Below are 20,807 nucleotides of genomic sequence, written 5' to 3'. Positions count from 1 at the left end.
CCGTCGCATGATCACCTCCTCCCTCCGCGTGCCGAAGCACGGCAACTCGCAGCAGGAGTGCGAGGACGCCCTGCACGTCCGGACGGACGCCGACGTGGTGTGCGCGGCCGTGTCCGACGGCGCGTCGGAGAGCCTGCTCGCGGGCGCGTGGGCCGACCTGCTGGCGCGATCGGTCAACGACGCCGCGCGGGACGACGAGGGCGTGCTGCGCGACGTGGACCGGTTCGCGACGGCCCTGGTGGACGCGGGTGAGGCATGGCGGGAGTGGCTGGTCGGCTACGTGGCCGGGCGGGAGGCCGACGGTCGCCCGATCGCGTGGTACGAGCAGCCCAAGCTGGACCGCGGCCCGCACGCCACGGTGCTCGCCGCGCGGTTCGACGCCGACCCGTCGGGGGTCGTCCGGTGGCGCGCGGCCGCGTTGGGCGACAGCTGCCTGTTCCGGGTCCGCGACGACGAGCCGCTGCCCGGGTTCCCGGTGACCTCGGCCGAGGCGTTCGGCAGCTCGCCGGACCTGGTCAACGCGTTCAACCGCGACCACGCGCTGCTGGCTCGACACGTCAGCGCCGTTTCGGGTGACGCGCGACCGGGTGACGAGTTCTTTCTCTGCACCGACGCGCTGGCCGCGTGGTTCCTGCACGAGGCCGAGCGCGGCGACCGGCCGTGGCGGGCGCTGGGCGAGTTCACGAAGTCGGGTGATCTCGACGGGTTCACCTCGTGGCTGACGGCAACGCGGGCCGAGGGGGTGCTGCGCAATGACGACGTCGCCGTCGTCCACGTCGACCTCGGCTGAGCCGGTCCGCGCGTTCCCGTCCGGCGGGGCCTACGTCGAGGCGTTGCAGGACACCGCGCTGTGCTTCCGCGGCACCGACCTGGCCGGCGCGGAGGTGCGCGTCGACGCGCTGGGCCGGCCGCGGGCGATCTCGGGCAACTTCGCCAGCGTGTTCTCGGTGACCGGGGTCGACGGCGCCCGGTACGCGGTCAAGTGCTTCACCCGCGCGGCGCCCGAGCAGGCCGCCCGCTACCGCGCCATCGGCGAGCACCTGGCGGGCCTGGACGACGACTGGACCGTCGGCTTCGAGTACGTCGGCCAGGGCGTCCTGGTGCAGGGCGCCTGGTACCCGGTGCTGCGGATGGAGTGGGTCGAGGCGGTCAACCTGACCCGGTGGATCGGGCAGCACGTCCACGACCCGGCGGCGATCTCGGGTGTCGCCGAGCGGTTCGCGGACCTGGTCGCCGACCTCGCCGCGGCGGGTGTCGGGCACGGCGACCTCCAGCACGGCAACCTGCTGGTCACCGCCGACGGCTCGCTCAAGCTGGTCGACTACGACGGGGTGTACGTCCCCGCGCTGGCCGGGCTGCCCGCCGCCGAGACCGGGCACCGCAACTACCAGTCGCCGGACCGGACGGCGGCCGACTTCGGCCCGGAGGTCGACCGGTTCTCGGCGTGGGTGGTGTACCTGTCGCTGGTGGCGCTGGCCACCGATCCCCCGCTGTGGAGCCAGTTGCGCGACGAGGACGCCGAGCACCTGCTGCTGGCGGAGTCGGACTTCGCCGACCCGGCGGGCTCGTTCCGGCTGGCCGTCCTCACCGGGCACCCGGACGCGCGCCTGCGCGGACTCGCCGAGCGGTTCCGCGACATCCTCCTCCACCACCGCGCCGCCCCGCCCCCGCTCGAACCGGTGCGGGAGGGCGCTGCCGCACCGCCCTCGGCACCGGCCGCCGCCCTTCCCTCGTGGCTCGCGGAACGCGTGCAGCAGCACGTGCCCGCCCCGCCGCCACCGGCGCGGTTCAACCGCCGCACGCCCGCCCTGGTCGCGCTGACCTGGGCGTTGCTGGTGCTCCTGCCCTTCGGCGTCCCGGCCGCGATCCTGGTAGAGGAGGCGCTGGCCATCGTGGACGTCTCGGCGGTGCTGGCCTGGGCGGCGTTCACGGTGGCCGGTTACCGCGGTCAGGCGGAGAGCGGCCCGGCCCGCGCCGCCCGTGCCGAGCGCGACCGGCTCGTGCGCGAGCGGCAGGCCGCCGTCGACCGGGTCGCCCGGCTGGAGCAGGAGGGCCACCGGATCGCCGGGACGACCGCGAGCGCCAAGGCGGAGCAGGACCGGCGGCGGCGCGAGCTCGGGCACCGGCACGACCAGCGGCTCCGGGCCCACCAGCAGGACGTCCGGCAGCGCCTCGGCCGGATCGAGCGCGACCGGCAGGCGTCGGTGGCGCGGGCGCACCTGGAGGAGCAGCGGCTGCTGGTCCTGAGGCAGAAGGAGCACCTGCGCGGCGAGCTGGCCCGGTCCCGCCTGGCGACCGCCGGCGTCTGCGGCGCCCTGCCGGCGGCCAACCTGGAGGCGGTCGGCGTCCGCACCGCCGCGGACTTCGTCGGCGTCCGCTACGAGGTGCACGGGGCCGACCGGGTGGCGTTCTTCGTGCTGGTCGACGGCGGCGCGGTGAGCGCGGCCGGTGTCGACGAGGCGACGGCGGCGCGGATCGACCAGTGGCGGGAACGGCTGACCGCCGAGGCGGCGAGCACCCGGCCGACGTCGTTGCCGCCCGCCGAGCAGCAGGCGATCGAGGAGCGGTCCGCCGCCGAGCGGGCCGGGCTCGACGCCGAGCACCGGCAGGTGCTGGAGGAGGCCGAGGCGGCGGCGCGGGCGTTGCACGCGGCCCGGCGTTCCGAAGAGATCGCTCTGGCGAGCGAAATGACAACCGGCAACACGGCCACCGCGCACACCCGCGTCGCCCACGAACGCGAGGTCGCCGAAGCCGCCGTCGTCCTCGAACGCGCCCAGCGGGCTGCCGCGGAAGGTGTCGCGCGAGCGGACGCGTTCCGACCGATCACCTACCGGAAGTACCTCCGCTTCCTCCTCACCGGCAAGAACTGACCCACCGGTCCTCCGGTCACCAAGTGAGACCGTGGCCTGAAGCTGCCCGCCGGGATTCGTTGACATGTTTCGGTCAAATCATCGAAACTTTAGGCGATCGGTTCTCGACCGTCGGCCGTTCCACACCCTGTCTCAAAGGAGAGCCCTGGTGATCAACAGTTCAGGCCGCTTGAGAGTTCGCTCGGCGGTGGTCGTGTTCGCGGTGGCGGCGTTGGCGCTGGCCGGGACGTTGACGGCGGTGGCGCGGTCCACGACCGCCACCGCCGTCGGGGATGTCGTGGCGTCGGCCGGGGTGGAGGACGACGGGGCGGACTGCCCGGTGACGTTGCCGGGGTCGTTCCCGTCCACCTCGCGGTTGCCCGACCCGTTCACCAGGCTCAACGGGCAGCGCATCACCGCCAGGTCGGACTGGCGGTGCCGGCGGGCGGAGATCCGGGAGACCGCCGAGCGCTACGTCTACGGCGACAAGCCGGCCAGGCCCACCAGCGTCACCGGCAGCGTGACCGGCAGCCGCGTCACGGTCGACGTCTCGCACAACGGCCGCAGCTCCAGCTTCTCGGCCACCGTGCAGCTGCCCTCGGGCACCGGCCCGTTCCCCGCCGTGCTGGTCGTGGGCGGCTTCGGCGCCGACACCGCCACCATCCGCGCCGCCGGCGCCGCCGTCATCAGCTACGACCCGATCGCCGTCGGCCGCGAGGGCACCCCGCGCAACAACAAGCAGGGCGCGTTCTACAGCATCTACGGCAACACCAGCAGCACCGGCCTGCTCGGCGCCTGGGCCTGGGGCGCCAGCCGCATCATCGACGTCATCGAGTCCAGCGGCGGCGACATCCTGCGCGCCGACATCGGCGTCACCGGCTGCTCCCGCTACGGCAAGGCGGCCTTCTCCGTCGGCGTCCTGGACCAGCGCGTCGCCCTGACCATGCCGATCGAGTCCGGCACCGCCGGCCTGCCCATCTACCGCGGCGTCAACGCCGAAGGCGGCCAGACCCTGTCCAGCGCCTACGGCGAACAGCCCTGGTTCGGCGACGCCTTCGGCTCCCACACCGGCAACCCCAACGGCCTGCCCCTCGACACCCACTCCCTGGTCGCCATGGTGGCTCCACGCGGCCTGTTCGTCATGGACAACCCCCACATCGCCAACCTCGGCCCACGATCGGCATCCGTGGCCGCACTGGGCGGCGCCGAGGTCTACAAAGCCCTGGGCGCCCAGAACAACCTGCTCTACCACTCCAACGTCACCGACGGAAACCACTGCGCCAACCGCACCGAATGGCGCGCACCCCTCCAACAGGCCATCGGCAAATTCCTGCGCAACACCGGCACCTTCACCGGCGGCATCACCATGCACAGCAAAGCCACCGGCAACCTCTCCCAATGGCGCGACTGGACCACCCCCACCCTCACCGACGGGCCGGGCAACACCACCACGACCACCACGACGACGACCACCGGTGACACCACCACGACCACCACGACGACGACGTCGCAGGGGCCCGGTGGAGCGTGCACGGCGTCGGTGTCGCTCAACCAGTGGACGGGCGGCTTCGTCGCCACGGTGAAGGTCACGGCCGGCTCCACGCCGCTCAGCGGCTGGACCGTCGCCATGACCCTGCCGTCCGGCGCCGCGGTGACCAACGCGTGGAACGTCAACCGCAGCGGCAACACCGGCGCGGTGAACTTCACCAACGTCAGCTTCAACGGGAACCTGGCGGCCGGGCAGTCGACCGAGTTCGGCTACCAGGCCACCGGTTCCGGCGCGGGGATGACGCCCACCTGCGCGGCGAGGTAGTCGCCGACGCCGGGTGAGCGACCCGGGGCCCGGTGCGGAGGTCGCAGACCCCTCCGCGCCGGGCCCGTTCCGCGCGGTCGGTCGTGCGTCACAGCCACCCCGGGATGACACCGGGACGTGGGAGCGTTCACCCTGGAGCAACCATCAGACCTAGGAGCGGAGCGACCACATGGCTACCGTGACCGAGAAGGCCGTCCTCGCGGGCGGGTGTTTCTGGGGCATGCAGGACCTGTTCCGCCGTCACCCGGGCGTCGTCTCGACCCGCGTGGGCTACACGGGCGGCGAAGTGCCGAACGCGACCTACCGCAACCACGGCAGCCACGCCGAGGCCATCGAGATCGTGTTCGACCCGGCGCAGCTGAGCTACCGGCAGGTGCTGGAGTTCTTCTTCCAGATCCACGACCCGACGACCCGCGACCGCCAGGGCAACGACATCGGGACCAGCTACCGCTCGGCGATCTTCTACGACACCGACGAGCAGAAGCGGGTCGCCGAGGCGACCATCGCCGACGTGGACTCGTCCGGCAAGTGGCCGGGCCGGGTCGTCACCGAGGTCACCCAGGCCGGTGACTTCTGGGAGGCCGAGCCGGAGCACCAGGACTACCTGGAGCGCTACCCGAACGGCTACACCTGCCACTACGTCCGCCCGGAGTGGCAGCTCGGCGAGCGTTGAGCACGACCGTCGAGGTGGTGGCGCTGCACGTGTCGCCCGTGCACGCCTACGAGGGACGGCCCGCCGACGGACCGCGACCCGATCCCGAGCCGGTCTCGCGTGATCACGTCGTGGTCCGGGCGGGCCTGGGCCTGGTCGGCGACCGCTACTTCAACCGGGCCGCGCACCGCCGGGCCGCCGTCACGGTGTTCGCCGCCGAAGCGCTCGACGACGTCGCCGACCACCTCGGCCTGGCCGCCGCGCCGAGCCCGCTGCTCGTCCGGCGCAACATCGTGCTGCGCGGGTTCGACGTGGACGCGCTGGACCGGCGGGCCGTGTTCAGCCTGGACTCCGGCGACGGCCCGGTGCGGTTCGAGGCGCACCGGGCCGCGAACCCGTGCGCGTGGATGGACGCCGTCATCGCGCCGGGCGCGTTCAAGGGCCTGCGCGGGCGGGGCGGCAAGCGGTGCGTGCCGCTGGACGACGGCGTGCTCCGGCTCGGCCCGGCGACCCTGGTCGGGTGAGCGCGGGGCGGTCGGCGCCGACCGCCCCGCGCCGCCTCACGCCCCGGCGACCAGCGTCAGCCCCCGGTTCGCCGGGTAGTACCCGGTCTCGGCGAAGAACCGGATGTAGGTGTCCACCAGGTCCCCGGTGACGGGCGGGCAGGTGATGCCGGTGCCCGCCAGCGCCTCCTCGGTCTTCGACACGTCCACCAGCGGGTAGAAGCCCGCGTTGTCGGTCGCCATCAGCTCGAACGCGTCCAGCAGCGGGATCAGCGCGTTGTCGCGGTCGGCCAGCACGGTCCGGCGCCACCGCGCCCACTCGCGCTCCTCCAGCAGGTACCCGTGGGCGCGCAGCCGGGCCACGATCTCCCGCCAGCTCACCCGGCCCGGGTTGTAGACGTGGAACGTGCCGCCCGACTCCCGCGACAGCGCGACGACCGCGGCGGCGGCGTAGTCCACCGGGACCATCGGCACCGTGCCGTCGAGATCCTTCGGCACCGAGCCCGCCTGGAGCAGCCCCTTCGTGGCCAGCCAGACGAAGTCCCTGGTCTGGCAGGCGCCGTTGACCCGGTCGCCGGACACCAGGTCGACCCGGTACACCCGCACCGGCAGCCCGCGCTCGGCGGCCTGGGCGACCAGGTGCTCGGCCACCCACTTGCTGCGCAGGTACCCGCTGGGCAGCGCCTCCGGCGGGCCGGTGGGGTCGTCCACGGCCAGCGGCACGCCCGGTTCGCGCGCCCCGGCGAACACGCCGGTGGTGGACAGGTGGTGCACCGGCACGCTGCGGTGCCTGGACGCCAGGCGGAGGACTTCCTGGGTGCCGTGCACGTTCGCCGCGCGCAGCTCGGTGTAGGGCCGCAGCCAGTTCACCGTCGCGCCCGCGTGGTAGACGGCGTCGACCTGCCGCGCCAGCCGGTCGTAGGTCTCCTCGGACAGGCCCAGCCGGGGCTGGGACAGGTCGCCGGGCACCACCCGCAGCCGGGCCGGGTCGACCTCGTCCCACAGCCGGTACCAGCGCAGGTTCGCCTCGACCTTGCGCAGCCCCGCCGCCTCGTCGTCGGCGCGCACCAGGCAGTGCACCGTCGCCGTGGACGTCCGCAGCAGCTCGCGCAGCAGGAACGCCCCGACGAACCCGGTCGCGCCGGTGAGCAGCACGTGGTCCGGCGCGTCGACCGTGCGCACGACCTCGGCCGCCGGTCGGACGTCGTCGGCCAGCGCCTCGTCGTAGTCGACGTCGGCCGTGCCCGCCGCGCCGGCCAGGAACGCCGCCAGCTCGCCGGGCGTCGGGTGGTCGAACACGACCGTCGCGGGCAGCGCCAGCCCGGTGGCGGCGGCGACCCGGTTGCGCAGCTCGACCGACAGCAGCGAGTCGAACCCGAGGTCCGGGAACGGCTTGTCGGCCACCTCGCCGGCCGACCCGAGCACGGCGGCGACCTCCCGCCGCACCAGCTCCGCGACGGCCGCCCGCCGCTCGGCCTCGGGCAGCTCGGCCAGGTTCGGCGCGGGGGCGCCGGTGCGCGCCACCGGCCGGACCGGGGGCAGCAGGGTGCGCAGCAGCGGTGGCGCCTGCTCGGGCCGGGCGCGCAGCGCGGCCACGTCCAGCGGTGCGCCGACCAGCGTGGGGAGGCCGGAGGCCACGGCGGCGTCGAGCATCGCCAGGCCCTGCGCGGACTCGACGGGGCGGAAGCCGGCGCGGGCGATCCGGGCCCGGTCCAGCTCGCTCAGGCCGCTGGTGATGCCGCTGGACTCGGCCCACAGGCCCCAGGCGACGGAGGTCGCGGGCAGGCCCAGCGCGGCCCGGTGCTCGGCCAGGCCGTCCAGGTGGGCGTTGGCCGCGGCGTAGTTGCCCTGGCCCGCACCGCCGATGACCCCGGCGATGGACGAGAACAGCACGAACGCGGTCAGGTCGTGGCCGCGGGTCAGCTCGTGCAGGTGCCGGGCGGCGTCGGCCTTCGGCCGCAGCACCGCGGAGAGCCGTTCCGGGGTCAGGTCGCCGATCAGGCCGTCGTCGATGACGCCCGCCGTGTGCACGACGCCGGTCAGCCGGGTGTCGCCGATGGCGGCCCGCAGCTGCTCGCGGTCGGCGGCGTCGCAGGCGACGACGCGGGCGGTCGCGCCCAGCGCCGCCAGCTCGGCCAGCAGCTCCGCCGCACCCGGCGAGTCCGGTCCGCGACGGCTGGTCAGCAGCAGCTCCGGCACGCCCTGGCGGGCCAGGTGGCGGGCGACCAGCGCGCCGAGCGTGCCGGTGCCGCCGGTGATCAGGACCGTGCCGCCGGTGCTCCACGACGCCCGCGCGACCGGCGCCCGGAGCAGCTTCGGCACGTGCACGACCCCGTGCCGCACCACGGCCTGGGGCACGCCCGCAGCGGCCACGGACGGGATCGCGGCCTCCGACCGCGGGTCGTCGTCCACGTCCACCAGGACGATCCGGCCGGGCTGCTCGGACTGCGCCGACCGTGCGAGGCCCCACAGGGCCGCGCCGTCCACATCGGTGACGTCCCGCGCCGCGCCGCAGGTCACCGCGACGAACGGCTCGGCGCCCTTGAGGTCGTCCAGCGCGGCGGCGGCCCTGGTGTGCAGGTCGGCGTCGGACCGCCACCGCACCACCCTGGGCGTGACGTCCGACGGCGGCAGCTCGACCGGTTCCCACACCACTTGGAGCAGGGCGTCTTGTGGTCGCAGGAGGGCGTCGGACACGGCGGCGGCGGCGGTGGGGCGCAGGCTGACCGACCCGATCGTGGCCACCGGTCCCCCGCTCGGGTCGGCGAGCAGGACCCGGTCGCCCTGCACCAGGACCCGCACGTCCGACGCGCCGACGGCGTGCAGCTCCACGTCGCGCCACCGCACCGCGTCCCCGTCGCCGACCAGGCGCAGCGCCGCGTCGAGCAGCGACGGGTGCAGCCGGAAGCCGTCGGCCTCGACGGGGTCCAGCCCGGTCCACTCCCCCGCGTCCGGCCACCTGAGCGGCGCGGCCGGGGCGAGGGTGCCGGCGGCGTTCAACGCCCAGTCGCCGTCCAGCCTGGTGTGCACGGTCACCTGCCCGTTCGCCACGCGCACCTGCAGCTGCACACCGCCCCGCTCCGGCACCACGACCGGCGTCAGCACGTCCAGGTCGGCCAGGCGCGGCAGGCCGACCTCGTCACCGGCCCGGATCGCCAGCTCCACCAGCGCGGACGACGGCAGCACCGCCGACCCGTGGGCGCGGTGCCGGGCCAGCCACGGGTGGCTGCGCACCGACACCCTGCCGGTGAGCACGACCTCGTCCGCGCCGGCCACCGGCACGGCCACGCCGAGCAGCGGGTGCTCCGCGTCCGCCACGCCCAGCTCCGCCGCGTCGGCCGCCTCCGGGTTCTCGACCCAGAACCGCTGCCGCTGGAACGCGTAGGTCGGCAGCTCCACGTGCCGCGCGCCGGTGCCCGCGAAGAACGCCCGCCAGTCCACCGCGACGCCGAGCCCGTGCAGCTCGCCCAGGGCGGCCACCAGCCCCTCGCCGCCGCGCTGGAGCGCCACGGCGGCGGTGTCCGCGGTCTCGCGCACCAGCGGGGTGAGGGCGGCGTCCGGGCCGATCTCCACGAACGCGGTCACGCCCTGGTCGGCCAGCACCCGGACGCCGTCGGCGAACCGCACCGCCTCGCGCACGTGCCGCACCCAGTAGTCCGGCGAGGTCAGCAGGCCCGCCTCGGCCGGCGCGCCGGTCACGTTCGACACGACCGGGAGTTCCGGCTCGCGGTAGGCGATCTTCGCGGCGACCTCCCGGAACGACGCCAGCGCGGGCTCCATCCGGTGCGAGTGGAACGCGTGGCTCACCGTCAGCCTCTTGGTCCGGCGACCCCGCGCCCGCAGCTCGGCCTCGACCGCCAGCACGGCGTCCTCGTCGCCGGACACCACCACGGACGCGGGCCCGTTCACCGCCGCCAGGCCCACCGAAGGCGTCAGCAGCGGCTCGACCTCGTCGGGGCGGGCGGCGACGGCGACCATGGCGCCGCCCTCGGGCAGCTCGCCGATCAGCCGGGCGCGCGCGGCGACCAGCGCGCACGCGTCCTCCAGCGAGAACACCCCGGCGACGTGCGCGGCGGTCAGCTCGCCCAGCGAGTGGCCCGCCACGAAGTCCGGGCGCACGCCCCACGACTCCAGCAGCCGGAACAGCGCCACCTCGAAGGCGAACAGCGCGGGCTGCGTGAACCGGGTCCGGTGCAGCAGGTCGGGGTCGCCGAACACCACGTCCGCCAGCGGCGTCGGCAGGTGCGGGTCGAGCAGCGCGCACACCTCGTCGAACGCCTGCCGGAACACCGGGAAGCGCTCGTGCAGGTCATGGCCCATCCGAGCGCGCTGCGCGCCCTGGCCGGTGAACAGGAACGCGACCCGACCGCGCGGCGGGGTGGTCACGCCGCCGTCGAACGCCGCCAGCTCGGCCAGCAGGCCCTCCCGGTCACGGGCCACGACCGCGCCCCGGTGCTCCAGGGCGGTGCGGCCGGTGGCCAGGGTGTTCGCCACGTCGAGCGGCGTGGCGTCCGGCCGTTCGGCGAGGAAGTCGCGCAGGCGGGCGGCCTGCGCGCGCAACGCCTCGGCGGACCGCGCGGACAGCAGGAACGGCAGCTCGCCGTCGTGCTCCGCGGCGGGCGCCCGCTCCTCGGGCACGTGTTCCAGCACCACGTGGGCGTTGGTGCCGCTGACCCCGAACGACGACACCGCCGCCCGGCGGGGCCGGTCGCCCTCGGGCCACTCGCGGGCCTCGGTCAGCAGCTCCACCGCACCGGACGACCAGTCGACGTGCGGCGACGGCTCGTCCACGTGCAGGGTGCGCGGCGCGACACCGTGCCGCATCGCCTGCACCACCTTGATCACGCCGCCGACGCCCGCGGCGGCCACGCTGTGCCCGATGTTGGACTTCAACGACCCCAGCAGCAGCGGCGTCGTCCGGCCCTGGCCGTAGGTGGCGAGCAGCGCCCGGGCCTCGATCGGGTCGCCGAGCCGCGTGCCGGTGCCGTGCGCCTCGACCAGGTCGACGTCGGCGGTGGACAGCCGCGCGTCCTCCAGCGCGGCGCGGATCACCCGCTCCTGCGACGGCCCGTTCGGCGCGGTCAGGCCGTTGGACGCGCCGTCCTGGTTGACCGCGCTGCCCTTCACCACCGCGAGGACCGGGTGCCCGTTGCGGCGGGCGTCGGACAGCTTCTCCAGCAGCAGCAGGCCGACGCCCTCCGACCAGCCGGTGCCGTCCGCCGCCGCCGCGAACGACTTGCACCGGCCGTCCGCCGCGAGACCGCGCTGCCGGGAGAAGTCCACGTAGCCGGTCGGCGACCCGTACACCGTGCAGCCGCCCGCCACCGCCAGCGTCGACTCGCCCGTCCGCAGCGACCGCACCGCCAGGTGCAGCGCCACCAGCGACGACGAGCACGCGGTGTCCACCGTGACGGCGGGGCCCTCGAAGCCGAACGTGTAGGCGAGCCGCCCGGACGCCACGCTGCCCAGCTTGCCGGTCATCAGGAAGCCCTCCAGCTCCTGCGGCCCGGCCAGGCCCAGGTAGCTCTGCTCCCCCACGCCCGCGAACACGCCGGTGCGGCTGCCCTTGAGCGTGGCGGTGTCGATGCCCGCGCGCTCGAACAGCTCCCACGCCGTCTCCAGCAGCACGCGCTGCTGCGGGTCCATGCCCAGCGCCTCGCGCGGCGAGATGCCGAAGAACGCGGCGTCGAACTCGGTGGCGTGGTCCAGGAAGCCGCCTTCGCGGGTGTAGGTCTTCCCGGGCACGCCGGGTTCGGGGTCGTAGAGCCCGTCGACGTCCCAGCCGCGGTCGGCGGGCCACGGCGTGACGCCGTCACCGCCCTCGGCGACGAGCCGCCACAGGTCGTCCGGCGAGGCGATGCCGCCGGGGTAGCGGCACGCCATCGCCACGACGGCGATCGGCTCGGGCGTCTCCAGCTCGGCGATCCGCTGCCGGGCCTGCTGGAGGTCCGCCGTCACCCACTTCAGGTACTCGACCAGCCGCTCCTCGTTGGACACTGCGCTTCTCCTCGATCGTGGTGGCTTGGTCAGCGGGCAGCGCGGCCGAGCTGGTTGTCGATGAAGTCGAACAGCTCGGCGGTGGAGTCGAAGTCCTTGCGGACCTCCGCGGGCTCCGGCTCGGTCCAGCGGGACAGGATGGTGCGCAACCGCAGGGCCACCCGTTCCCGCTGGTCGTCGTCGACCCCGGCCAGCGACACCTCCAGCCGGTCCAGCTCGGCCAGCAGCGGTGCGGTGTCGTCGGGCGCGAGCCGGTCCAGCAGCACGTCGCCGAGCGCGGCGGGCGTCGGGTGGTCGAACACCAGCGTCGCCTCCAGCGCGACGCCGGTCTCCGCCGAGAGCCGGTTGCGCAGGTCGACGGCGGTCAGCGAGTCGAAGCCCAGGTCGGTGAACGGCTTGTCCAGGTCCACCCGGCGCGGGTCGCCGTGCCCGAGGACGGCGGCGACCTGCGTGCGGACGGTCTCCTCCACGATCCGGCCGCGCTCGCCGTCGACGGCGCCGGCCAGCCGTTCGGCCAGCGACGCGCGCGGCGCGGACGCGCGGACCAGGTCGCGCAGCAGTGCTGTGCGGGGCAGTTCCGACAGCGGCGCGGCGACCACGGCGGGCCGGTCGGCGACGACCGGCGCCTCCGCGAACGTCACGGCGGTGCCGGGCAGGCCGTCGGCGGCACGCAGGCGCGCCAGCGCCTCCATGAACGCCACGCCCGCCGCGTAGTGGGCGTACCCGGTCGCGCCGAGACCGTCCACGGTGGACGCGAGGACCAGGTGTCCGGGCGTGTCCCGGTGCAGGTCCCAGGCCCGGTCGGCGGTCTCGCGCAGGACGTCGGCGAGCACGTCGTCGGTGAGGGCGGCGAGCACGACGGGCGCGGGCGGCGCGGGTCGGTGCACGACCGCGTCGTCCGGCACTGGGAGGGCCGGTGCGGCGACCCTCGCCAGCCGGGGCGCCAGCGCCCGGCCGTCCCGGAACACGACCTGCGGCTCACCGGAGGCGACGACCGCCGCGAGGTCGTCGGGTGTGCCGCCGACCAGCACGATCCGGTCCGGCGCCTCGACCTGCGCGGCCCGGACGAGCCCCCACACCGCCGCCACACCGGGGTCGACCGGGTCCGGGGTCAGCACCACCACCCGGCCGGTGCCCGCGGCCCGCGCGCGCAGCTCCGCCAGCACCCGGCGGGTCGCTTCGTGCGCGGTGGTGACGGGATCGGGTCCCGCCTCGACCCGGATCACGTCCGGCTCGGGGCCGTCGACGGCCGGCAGGTCGACCGGCGTCCAGTCCACCTCGTACAGCGCGATCCCGTTCAGGGCGCGGAACTCCACCGACTCGACCCGCGCGACCTCGGCGCCGCGCTCGTCGCGGAACACCGAGCCGTCGAAGCGCGCGGCGACGCCGGGCGCGGTGGCCCGCAGGCCCCGCCACACGGCGGGCTCCAGGTCGTCGCGGGACAGCAGGGCCAGGTCCACCCGCGCTTCCACCACCTCGCCGGCGGTGAGGGCGCCCCTGGCCTGCTCGACCCACCCGTCCTGCCACGCGTGCAGGGTCACCGGCCGGGTGTCGCCGTCCCGCTCCCCCACCTTCAGCTGGATCCGCCCCGCACCGGGCAGCGCGGCGACGTCGAGGTCCACCACCGGGAACCCGACCTGACGGCCCGCGTGCCACACCAGGTCGGCCAAGCCGGGGCCGTCCAGCGGCTCCACGAGGACACCGGTGAACAGCACCTCGTCGCGGTCCGCGATCTCCACCGGGGCCTCCAGCACGGGGTGCCCGCTCGTGGTGCGCGCCCTGGCCGTGAGCCAGTAGCGCTCGCGCTGGAAGGGGTAGGTGGGCAGCACGGCCCGGCGGCCGGGGAAGGCCGACCAGTCGACCGCCACCCCCCTGGCGTGCAGGTGGGCGAACAGCTCCACCGCGGTGTGCCGCTCGGACCGGTCGCGCCGCAGCACGGGCAGCGCCGCGCCGCCCTCGGGCAGGACGGCGGCGAGCAGGCCGGTCAGGACCGCGTCCGGACCCAGTTCCACGAACGTCGTCACGCCCCGGTCGAGCAGTGCCCGCGCGCCGGCGTGGAACCGCACCGGCTCGCGGACGTGCCGCACCCAGTACTCGGGGTCGGTCCAGTCGGCCTCGTCGCCGGTGACCGTGGAGACGGCCGGGATGGCGGGCTCGTGGTAGGTCAGCTCCCGCGCGACCGCGCGGAAGTCGTCCAGCATCGGGTCCATCAGCGGCGAGTGGAACGCGTGGCTGACCGTGAGCCTGGTGTGCTTGAAGCCCTGCACGCAGGCCAGGACCGCGTTCTCCGCGCCGGACAGCACGACCGAGCGCGGCCCGTTGACGGCGGCGACGGCCACGCCCTCGGGCAGGTCCAGCTCGTCCTCCGCCGCCTGCACGGCGACCATGGCGCCGCCGGGCGGCAGCGCCTGCATCAACCGGCCGCGCGCGGCGACCAGCTTGGCCGCGTCGGCCAGGGACAGCACGCCGGACACGTGCGCGGCGGCGATCTCGCCGATGGAGTGACCCGCGACGAAGTCCGGTCGCACGCCCCACTCCTGGAGCAGCCGGAACAACGCCACCTCGACCGCGAACAGCGCGGGCTGGGCGGTGCCGGTGTCGTTCAGGCCCTCGCCGGACTCGATCGCCGCGCGCACCGGCAGGTGCTCGCACACCTCGTCGAACGCCCGCGCGAACACCGGGAACGCCTTCGCCAGCTCCAACCCCATGCCGACCCGCTGCGCGCCCTGCCCGGTGAAGACGAACGCCGTCCGGCCGTCCCGGGCCTTCGGCAGCACCACCGCGTCCCGCAGGTCGGCCGCGCTCCCGGCGGCGATCACCGCGCGGTGCTCCAGCAGGGCGCGGCCGGCGCCGAGGGTGTGCGCGAGGTCGGCGACCGGGACGTCGGCGCGCGCCAGCCGTTCGAGCTGGTCGGACAACGCCTGCGCGGTCCGGGCCGACACCACCACGGGCACCGGGCCTTCCGCGCCCTCGACCTCGGCCGCCTCCGGCGCCTGCTCCAGCACGACGTGCGCGTTGGTGCCGCTGATGCCGAACGACGACACCGCCGCCCGGCGCGGGCGGTCGGCCGACCACTCCCGCGCCTCGGTCAGCAGCTCCACCGACCCGGCCGACCAGTCGACGTGCGGTGTCGGCTCGTCCACGTGCAGGGTGCGCGGCAGCACGCCGTGCCGCATCGCCTCGACCACCTTGATGATCCCGCCGACGCCCGCAGCGGCCTGGGTGTGGCCGATGTTGGACTTCAGCGACCCCAGCGCCAGCGGCCGGTCGCGCTCGCCGCCGTAGACCGCGAGCAGCGCCTCGGCCTCGATCGGGTCGCCCAACGTCGTGCCGGTGCCGTGCGCCTCCACCACGTCCACGTCGGACGGCCGCAGGCCCGCCGCCGCGAGCGCGGCGCGGATGACGCGCTGCTGCGCCGGGCCGTTCGGCGCGGTCAGGCCGTTGGACGCGCCGTCGGAGTTGATCGCCGTGCCCCGGACGACGGCCAGCACCGGGTGCCCGTTGCGCCGCGCGTCGGACAGGCGTTCCACCAGCAGCACGCCGACGCCCTCCGACCAGCCGGTGCCGTCGGCCGCCGCCGCGAACGGCTTGCAGCGGCCGTCCGGGGACAGCCCCCGCTGCCGCGAGAACTCCACGAACGCGGTCGGCGTGGCCATCACCGTCGCGCCGCCCGCCAGCGCCAGGTCGCACTCGCCGCGCCGCAGCGCGCCGACCGCCAGGTGCAGCGCCACCAGGGACGACGAGCAGGCGGTGTCGACCGTGATCGCCGGGCCCTCCAGGCCGAGGGCGTAGGCCACCCGCCCGGAGGCGACGCTGCCGGACGTGCCGCCGACCAGGTAGCCCTCCAGCTCGGGCGGCAGCGCGCCGCCGGTGCCGTAGTCGTGGTACATCAGGCCGGTGAACACCCCGGTCCGGCTGCCGCGCGCCGAGGCCGGGTCGATGCCGCCGCGCTCGAACGCCTCCCAGGCGGTCTCCAGCAGCAGGCGTTGTTGCGGGTCGGTCGCCAGCGCCTCGCGCGGCGACATGCCGAAGAACTCCGGGTCGAACAGGTCGGCCTGGTGCAGGAACCCGCCGTGCCGGGTGTAGGTCGTGCCGGGGTGCTCCGGGTCCGGGTGGTGCAGCCGGTCGAGGTCCCAGCCCCGGTTGACCGGGAACCCGCCGATGGCGTCACGGCCCTGGGCGACCAGTTCCCACAGGTCTTCGGGCGTGCCGACGCCGCCGGGGTAGCGGCAGGCCATGCCGACGATCGCGATCGGCTCGTCGGCCGCCACCACCGCCTCCTCGACCGGCTTGACCTCGCCCGCCAGGTGCTCGGCCAGCGCGGCGGTCGTCGGGTGGTCGAACACCAGGGTGGTGGGCAGCCGGCGACCGATGGCCTCGGCGAGCCGGTTGCGCAGCTCGACGGCGGTCAGCGAGTCGAAGCCCATCTCGCTGAACGCCCGCCGGGGGTCGATGGCGTCCGGGTCGCCGTGCCCGAGGACGGCCGCGACGTGGGTGCGCACCAGGTCGGTGAGCGCCCGGACGTCGGTCGGCGCGGACCTGGGTTTGCGGGTGGCCCGGCGCTTGGGCGCCAGCTCGCGCAGCGCCGGGTGCGGGTCGTCGCGCAACGCCGCCCGGTTCAGCGCGGTCACCGCGAGCACCGGTTCGCCGGTGGCCAGGGCCGCGTCGAACGCCGCCAGCGCCGCGTCCACCGCGATCGGTTCGAGCCCGAGCCGCCCGATCCGCTTGCGGTCCACTTCGGACAGACCGCCGGACATCGCGCTGTCGGACTCCCACAGGCCCCAGGCCAGGGACGTCGCGGGCAGGCCGAGGGCGTGCCGGTGCCGGGCCAGCGCGTCGAGGAACGTGTTGCCCGCCGCGTAGTTGGCCTGGCCGGCGGTGCCGAGCACGCCGGCGATGGAGGAGTAGAGGACGAACGCCCCGACGTCGCCGGCCAGCTCGTGCAGGTTCCACGCGGCGTCCACCTTGGGCCGCAGCACGCGGTCGACCTGCTCCGAGGTCAGGGAGTCGAGCGTGCCGTCCTCGACCAGGCCCGCCGCGTGCACGACGGCCGTCACGGGGTGCTCGGCGAGCACGGCGGCCAGCGCGTTCCGGTCGGCCGCGTCGCAAGCCACCGCGACCACCTCCGCGCCTTCGACCTCCGGCGCCTTCCCGCTGCGGCTGAGCAGCACGAGCTTGCGGGCGCCGTGCCGGGTGACCAGGTGCCGGGCAATGGCCCCGCCCAGCGCGCCGCTCGCGCCCGTGATGAGGACCGAGTCCCAGACCGGACCGCCGTGGCCGGGGCGCGGGGCCGAGGCATCGGCTTCGCCGGCCCGATCCTCGTTGCCAGGGCGCGGGGCCGGGGTGAGCACGGGTTCGACGGCCCGGCCGTCGCGCAGCAGCACGAACCGGCCCGGGTGTTCGGCCGCCGCGCTGCGAACCAAGCCCGCGACGGCCGCATGAGCCAGGTCGTCACCGACGGCGATGCCCAGCACGCCGTCCGACCCGGCCGCCCACTCGCGGAGCCGGTCGAGCACCCGGTGGGTGACGTGGCGGACCTGCTCGGGCACGTCACCCCGCGGCGTCTCGACGGTGAAGACCTGGTCGACCCGGGCCGTCGCCGTCCGCTCCTGCGGGGTGAACAGCAGTTCCGCACCGACCACCGGACCGGTCAGCGGGCGCAGGGCGAGGTCGGCGGACACCACCGGCGCGCCCGTGCTGTCCGCGACCAGCAGCGCCACCGCGTCGGGGCCGGTCGGGGTGATCCGCACGCGCAGCGACGTGCCCGCCGTGCCGTGGAACCGGACGTCGGACCACGAGAACGGCAACCTGGCCGGGCCGTCCTCGACCAGGCCCGGCAGCAGCGGGTGCAGGGCCGCGTCGAGCAACGCCGGGTGCACCGCGAAACCGGTGGTCGGCAGGTCGCCCGCGACCTCGGCGAAGACCGCGCCGTCCGCCTGCCAGACCCGGCGCAGGTTCCGGAACGCCAGCCCGTACCCGTAGCCGTGCCGGTCCAGCCCGTCGTAGGAGACCGGCAGCTCGACACCGGCGGGCGGCCACTCGGACAGGTGGTCGACCGCCGCGTCCGCCGGGTCGGGCGTGCCGGTGGCGTGCCGGGTCCACGGCTCGTCGCCCCGGCGGGAGTGGATCTCCACGGCGGCGCCGGCGCGGACGACCTGGACGGTCACCGCGCCCTCGTCCGGGATGACCAGCGGCGTGGTCACGGTCAGGTCGGCGACGTCGCCCACCAGCTCCACCAGCGCCGTGCCGGGCAGCACGGCCGTGCCGTGCACCCGGTGCTCGCCCAGCCACGGGTGCGTGGCCAGGGAGAGCTTGCCGGTGAGCACGGTCGAGCCGTCCGGCAGGTCGACCGAGGCGCCGAGCAGCGGGTGCCCGGACGACGTGAGCCCGGCCGCCGACACGTCCCCGCCGGTCGAGGCGTCGAGCCAGAACCGCTTGCGCTGGAACGCGTACGTCGGCAGCGGCACCTTGCGGGCGTCGGGGAACACCGCCGCCCAGTCCGGGTCGACCCCGGCCACGTGCAGGTCGGCCAGCGCGGCGGCGACGGTGAGCGCTTCGGGTTGGCCGGCGCGCAGCAGCGGAACCGCCTTGACGTCGTCGTGAGCGGCGGCGGTGAGACCGGAGAGCACCGCGTCCGGCCCCAGCTCCACGAGGGTGCGCATGTCGCGGTTGCGCAGCGTCGTCAGCGCGTCGTGGAACCGGACGGTGGAGCGCACCTGCCGCACCCAGTACTCGGGGTCGGTCCACTCGGCGTCCTCGCCGACCGTGGACACCACCGGGATGCGCGGCGGGTGGTAGGTCAGGCCGCGGGCGACCTCGCGGAAGTCGTCCAGCATCGGGTCCATCAGCGGCGAGTGGAACGCGTGGCTGACCGCGAGCCGCTTGCCGCGCAGCCCTTCGGCGGCCTTGAGCACGGCGTCCTCCGCGCCCGACAGCACGACCGAGCGCGGCCCGTTGACCGCGGCGACCGCCACGCCCTCGGGCAGGTCCAGCTCGTCCTCCGCGACCCGGACCGCGACCATCGCGCCACCGGGCGGCAGCGCCTGCATCAACCGGCCGCGCGCGGCGACCAGCTTCGCCGCGTCGGCCAGCGACAGCACACCGGACACGTGCGCGGCGGCGAGTTCACCGATCGAGTGGCCGACCAGGAAGTCCGGCCGCACGCCCCACGACTCCAGCAGCCGGAACAGCGCCACCTCGACCGCGAACAGCGCGGGCTGCGCGTTGCCGGTGAGGTCGAGGTCGGCGCCGGACTCGATCACCTCGCGCACCGGCAGGTGCTCGCACACCTCGTCGAACGCCCGCGCGAACACCGGGAACGCCTTCGCCAGCTCCAACCCCATGCCGACCCGCTGCGCGCCCTGCCCGGTGAACGCGAACGCCACCTTGCCGCGCGGCGGGACCACGGCGGCCGGCACGTCGTCCAGGCTCGTCGCCGCCGCCCGGAAGGGCATCGGGGTCCGGGTGGTCAGCGTGAAGGCGGCGTCCCGGCCGGCGACACCGGCCTCGGCGAGCCGTCGGGCCTGCTCGGCCACCGCCTCCGGGCTGCGCCCGGACAGCACGAACGGCACCGGGACCCCGGCGTCGCGGTCCGGGGTCGCCACCGGCTCGGGCTCGGCCTCCTCGATCACCACGTGCGCGTTGGTGCCGCCGAACCCGAACGACGACACCCCGGCCCGGCGCGGTCGTTCCCCGCGCGGCCAGTCGCGGGCCTCGGTCAGCAGCCCGACCCGGCCCGAGGTCCAGTCGACGTGGCTGGACGGCTCCTCGGCGTGCAGGGTCCGGGGCATCACGCCGTGCCGCATCGCCTGGGCGACCTTGATGATCCCGCCGACCCCGGCCGCCGCCTGGGCGTGGCCGATGTTGGACTTCAGCGAACCCAGCCACACCGGTTCGTCGCGGTCGCGCCCGTACGTCGCCAGCACGGCCCGCGCCTCGATCGGGTCGCCCAACGTCGTGCCCGTGCCGTGCGCCTCCACCAGGTCCACGTCGGACGGTGACAGGCCGGCGGCCGACAGGGCGGCGCGGATCACGCGCTCCTGCGCGGGTCCGTTGGGCGCGGTCAGGCCGTTGGACGCGCCGTCGGAGTTCACCGCGCTGCCGCGGACGACCGCCAGCACCGGGTGCCCGTTGCGGCGCGCGTCGGACAGCTTCTCCAGCAGCAGCACGCCGACGCCCTCGGCCCAGCCGGTGCCGTCGGCGTGGTCGGAGAACGACTTGCAGCGGCCGTCCGCCGCCAGCCCGCGCAACCGGGAGAACTCGACGAACGCGGTCGGCGTGGACATCACCGTCGCGCCGCCCGCCACCGCCAGCGAGCACTCGCCGCGGCGCAGCGCGTTCGCCGCCAGGTGCACGGCCACCAGGGACGACGAGCACGCGGTGTCCACGGTCAGCGTCGGGCCCTCCAGCCCGAACGTGTAGGCCAGCCGACCGGACGCGATGCTGCCCGCGCTGCCGCTGAACAGGTAGCCCTCGACGCCGTCGGGCGGCAGGTTCGGGCGCGAGCCGTAGTCGTTGTACATGACGCCGACGAACACGCCGGTCCGGCTGCCCCGCAACGACTCCGGGTCGATGCCGGCGCTCTCCACCGTCTCCCACGTGGTCTCCAGCAGCAGCCGCTGCTGGGGGTCGACCGCGAGGGCTTCGCGCGGCGACAGGCCGAAGAACCCGGCGTCGAACCGGTCGGCGTCGTGCAGGAACCCGCCGCGGCGGGTGGTGGACCGGCCGACCCGGTCCGGGTCGGGGTCGTGCAGGTCGGCGGGCCAGCCGCGGTTGGCCGGGAACGGCGTCACGGCGTCACGGCCCTCCTCGACCAGCCGCCACAACTCGTCGGGCGTGTCGGCGCCGCCGGGGTAGCGGCAGGCCATGCCGACGATCGCGATCGGCTCGTGCTCGCGGTCCTCGACCTCCTGCAGTCGCCGCCGGGCGTCCCGCGCGTCGGCGATGGCCCGCTTGAGGTAGTCGCGGAGCTTGTTCTCGTCAGCCACGTCGTC

General features: G+C 75.4%; 7 protein-coding genes. 5 read left to right on the top strand and 2 right to left on the bottom strand.

Features of this window, described 5'->3' with window-relative positions:
- The first annotated feature begins 7 nt into the window (after positions 1-7).
- From AB0F89_RS24685 to AB0F89_RS24665, 5 genes are all read left to right on the top strand, one after another.
- Positions 8-790: a protein phosphatase 2C domain-containing protein gene (locus AB0F89_RS24685; protein ID WP_367127953.1), complete on the top strand. Its 783-nt coding sequence runs from the start codon at positions 8-10 to the stop codon at positions 788-790.
- On the top strand, positions 753-2,870 hold the full coding sequence (locus AB0F89_RS24680) for a hypothetical protein (protein WP_367127952.1): 2,118 nt from the start codon (positions 753-755) through the stop codon (positions 2,868-2,870). The genes AB0F89_RS24685 and AB0F89_RS24680 overlap by 38 nt, the downstream gene beginning before the upstream one ends.
- Positions 2,871-3,018: 148 nt before the next feature.
- Positions 3,019-4,662 carry a cellulose binding domain-containing protein gene (locus tag AB0F89_RS24675; RefSeq protein WP_367127951.1) on the top strand — a complete coding sequence of 548 codons (1,644 nt, stop codon included), beginning with the start codon at positions 3,019-3,021 and terminating at the stop codon, positions 4,660-4,662.
- A 169-nt stretch (positions 4,663-4,831) separates the two neighbouring features.
- Positions 4,832-5,335, top strand: a complete 504-nt coding sequence (gene msrA / locus AB0F89_RS24670; protein WP_367127950.1) for a peptide-methionine (S)-S-oxide reductase MsrA — start codon at positions 4,832-4,834, stop codon at positions 5,333-5,335.
- Positions 5,314-5,838 carry a molybdenum cofactor biosysynthesis protein gene (locus AB0F89_RS24665; RefSeq protein WP_367127949.1) on the top strand — a complete coding sequence of 175 codons (525 nt, stop codon included), beginning with the start codon at positions 5,314-5,316 and terminating at the stop codon, positions 5,836-5,838. The genes msrA and AB0F89_RS24665 overlap by 22 nt, the downstream gene beginning before the upstream one ends.
- A gap of 36 nt (positions 5,839-5,874) precedes the next feature.
- Here the strand turns inward: AB0F89_RS24665 and AB0F89_RS24660 are convergent, their stop codons facing one another.
- The gene (locus AB0F89_RS24660; RefSeq protein ID WP_367127948.1) at positions 5,875-11,814 is read right to left on the bottom strand and encodes a thioester reductase domain-containing protein; all 5,940 of its coding nucleotides are present in this window, start codon (positions 11,812-11,814) and stop codon (positions 5,875-5,877) included.
- Between the two features lie 29 nt (positions 11,815-11,843).
- Complete coding sequence (locus AB0F89_RS24655) at positions 11,844-20,801, bottom strand: SDR family NAD(P)-dependent oxidoreductase (RefSeq protein WP_367127947.1); 8,958 nt, start codon at positions 20,799-20,801, stop codon at positions 11,844-11,846.
- Positions 20,802-20,807: the final 6 nt, after the last annotated feature.

The organism is Saccharothrix sp. HUAS TT1 (assembly GCF_040744945.1).
Taxonomy (GTDB): domain Bacteria; phylum Actinomycetota; class Actinomycetes; order Mycobacteriales; family Pseudonocardiaceae; genus Actinosynnema.
The sequence above is the reverse complement of the archived record's forward strand: the minus strand, read 5'-3'. Positions and strand labels throughout refer to the sequence as shown.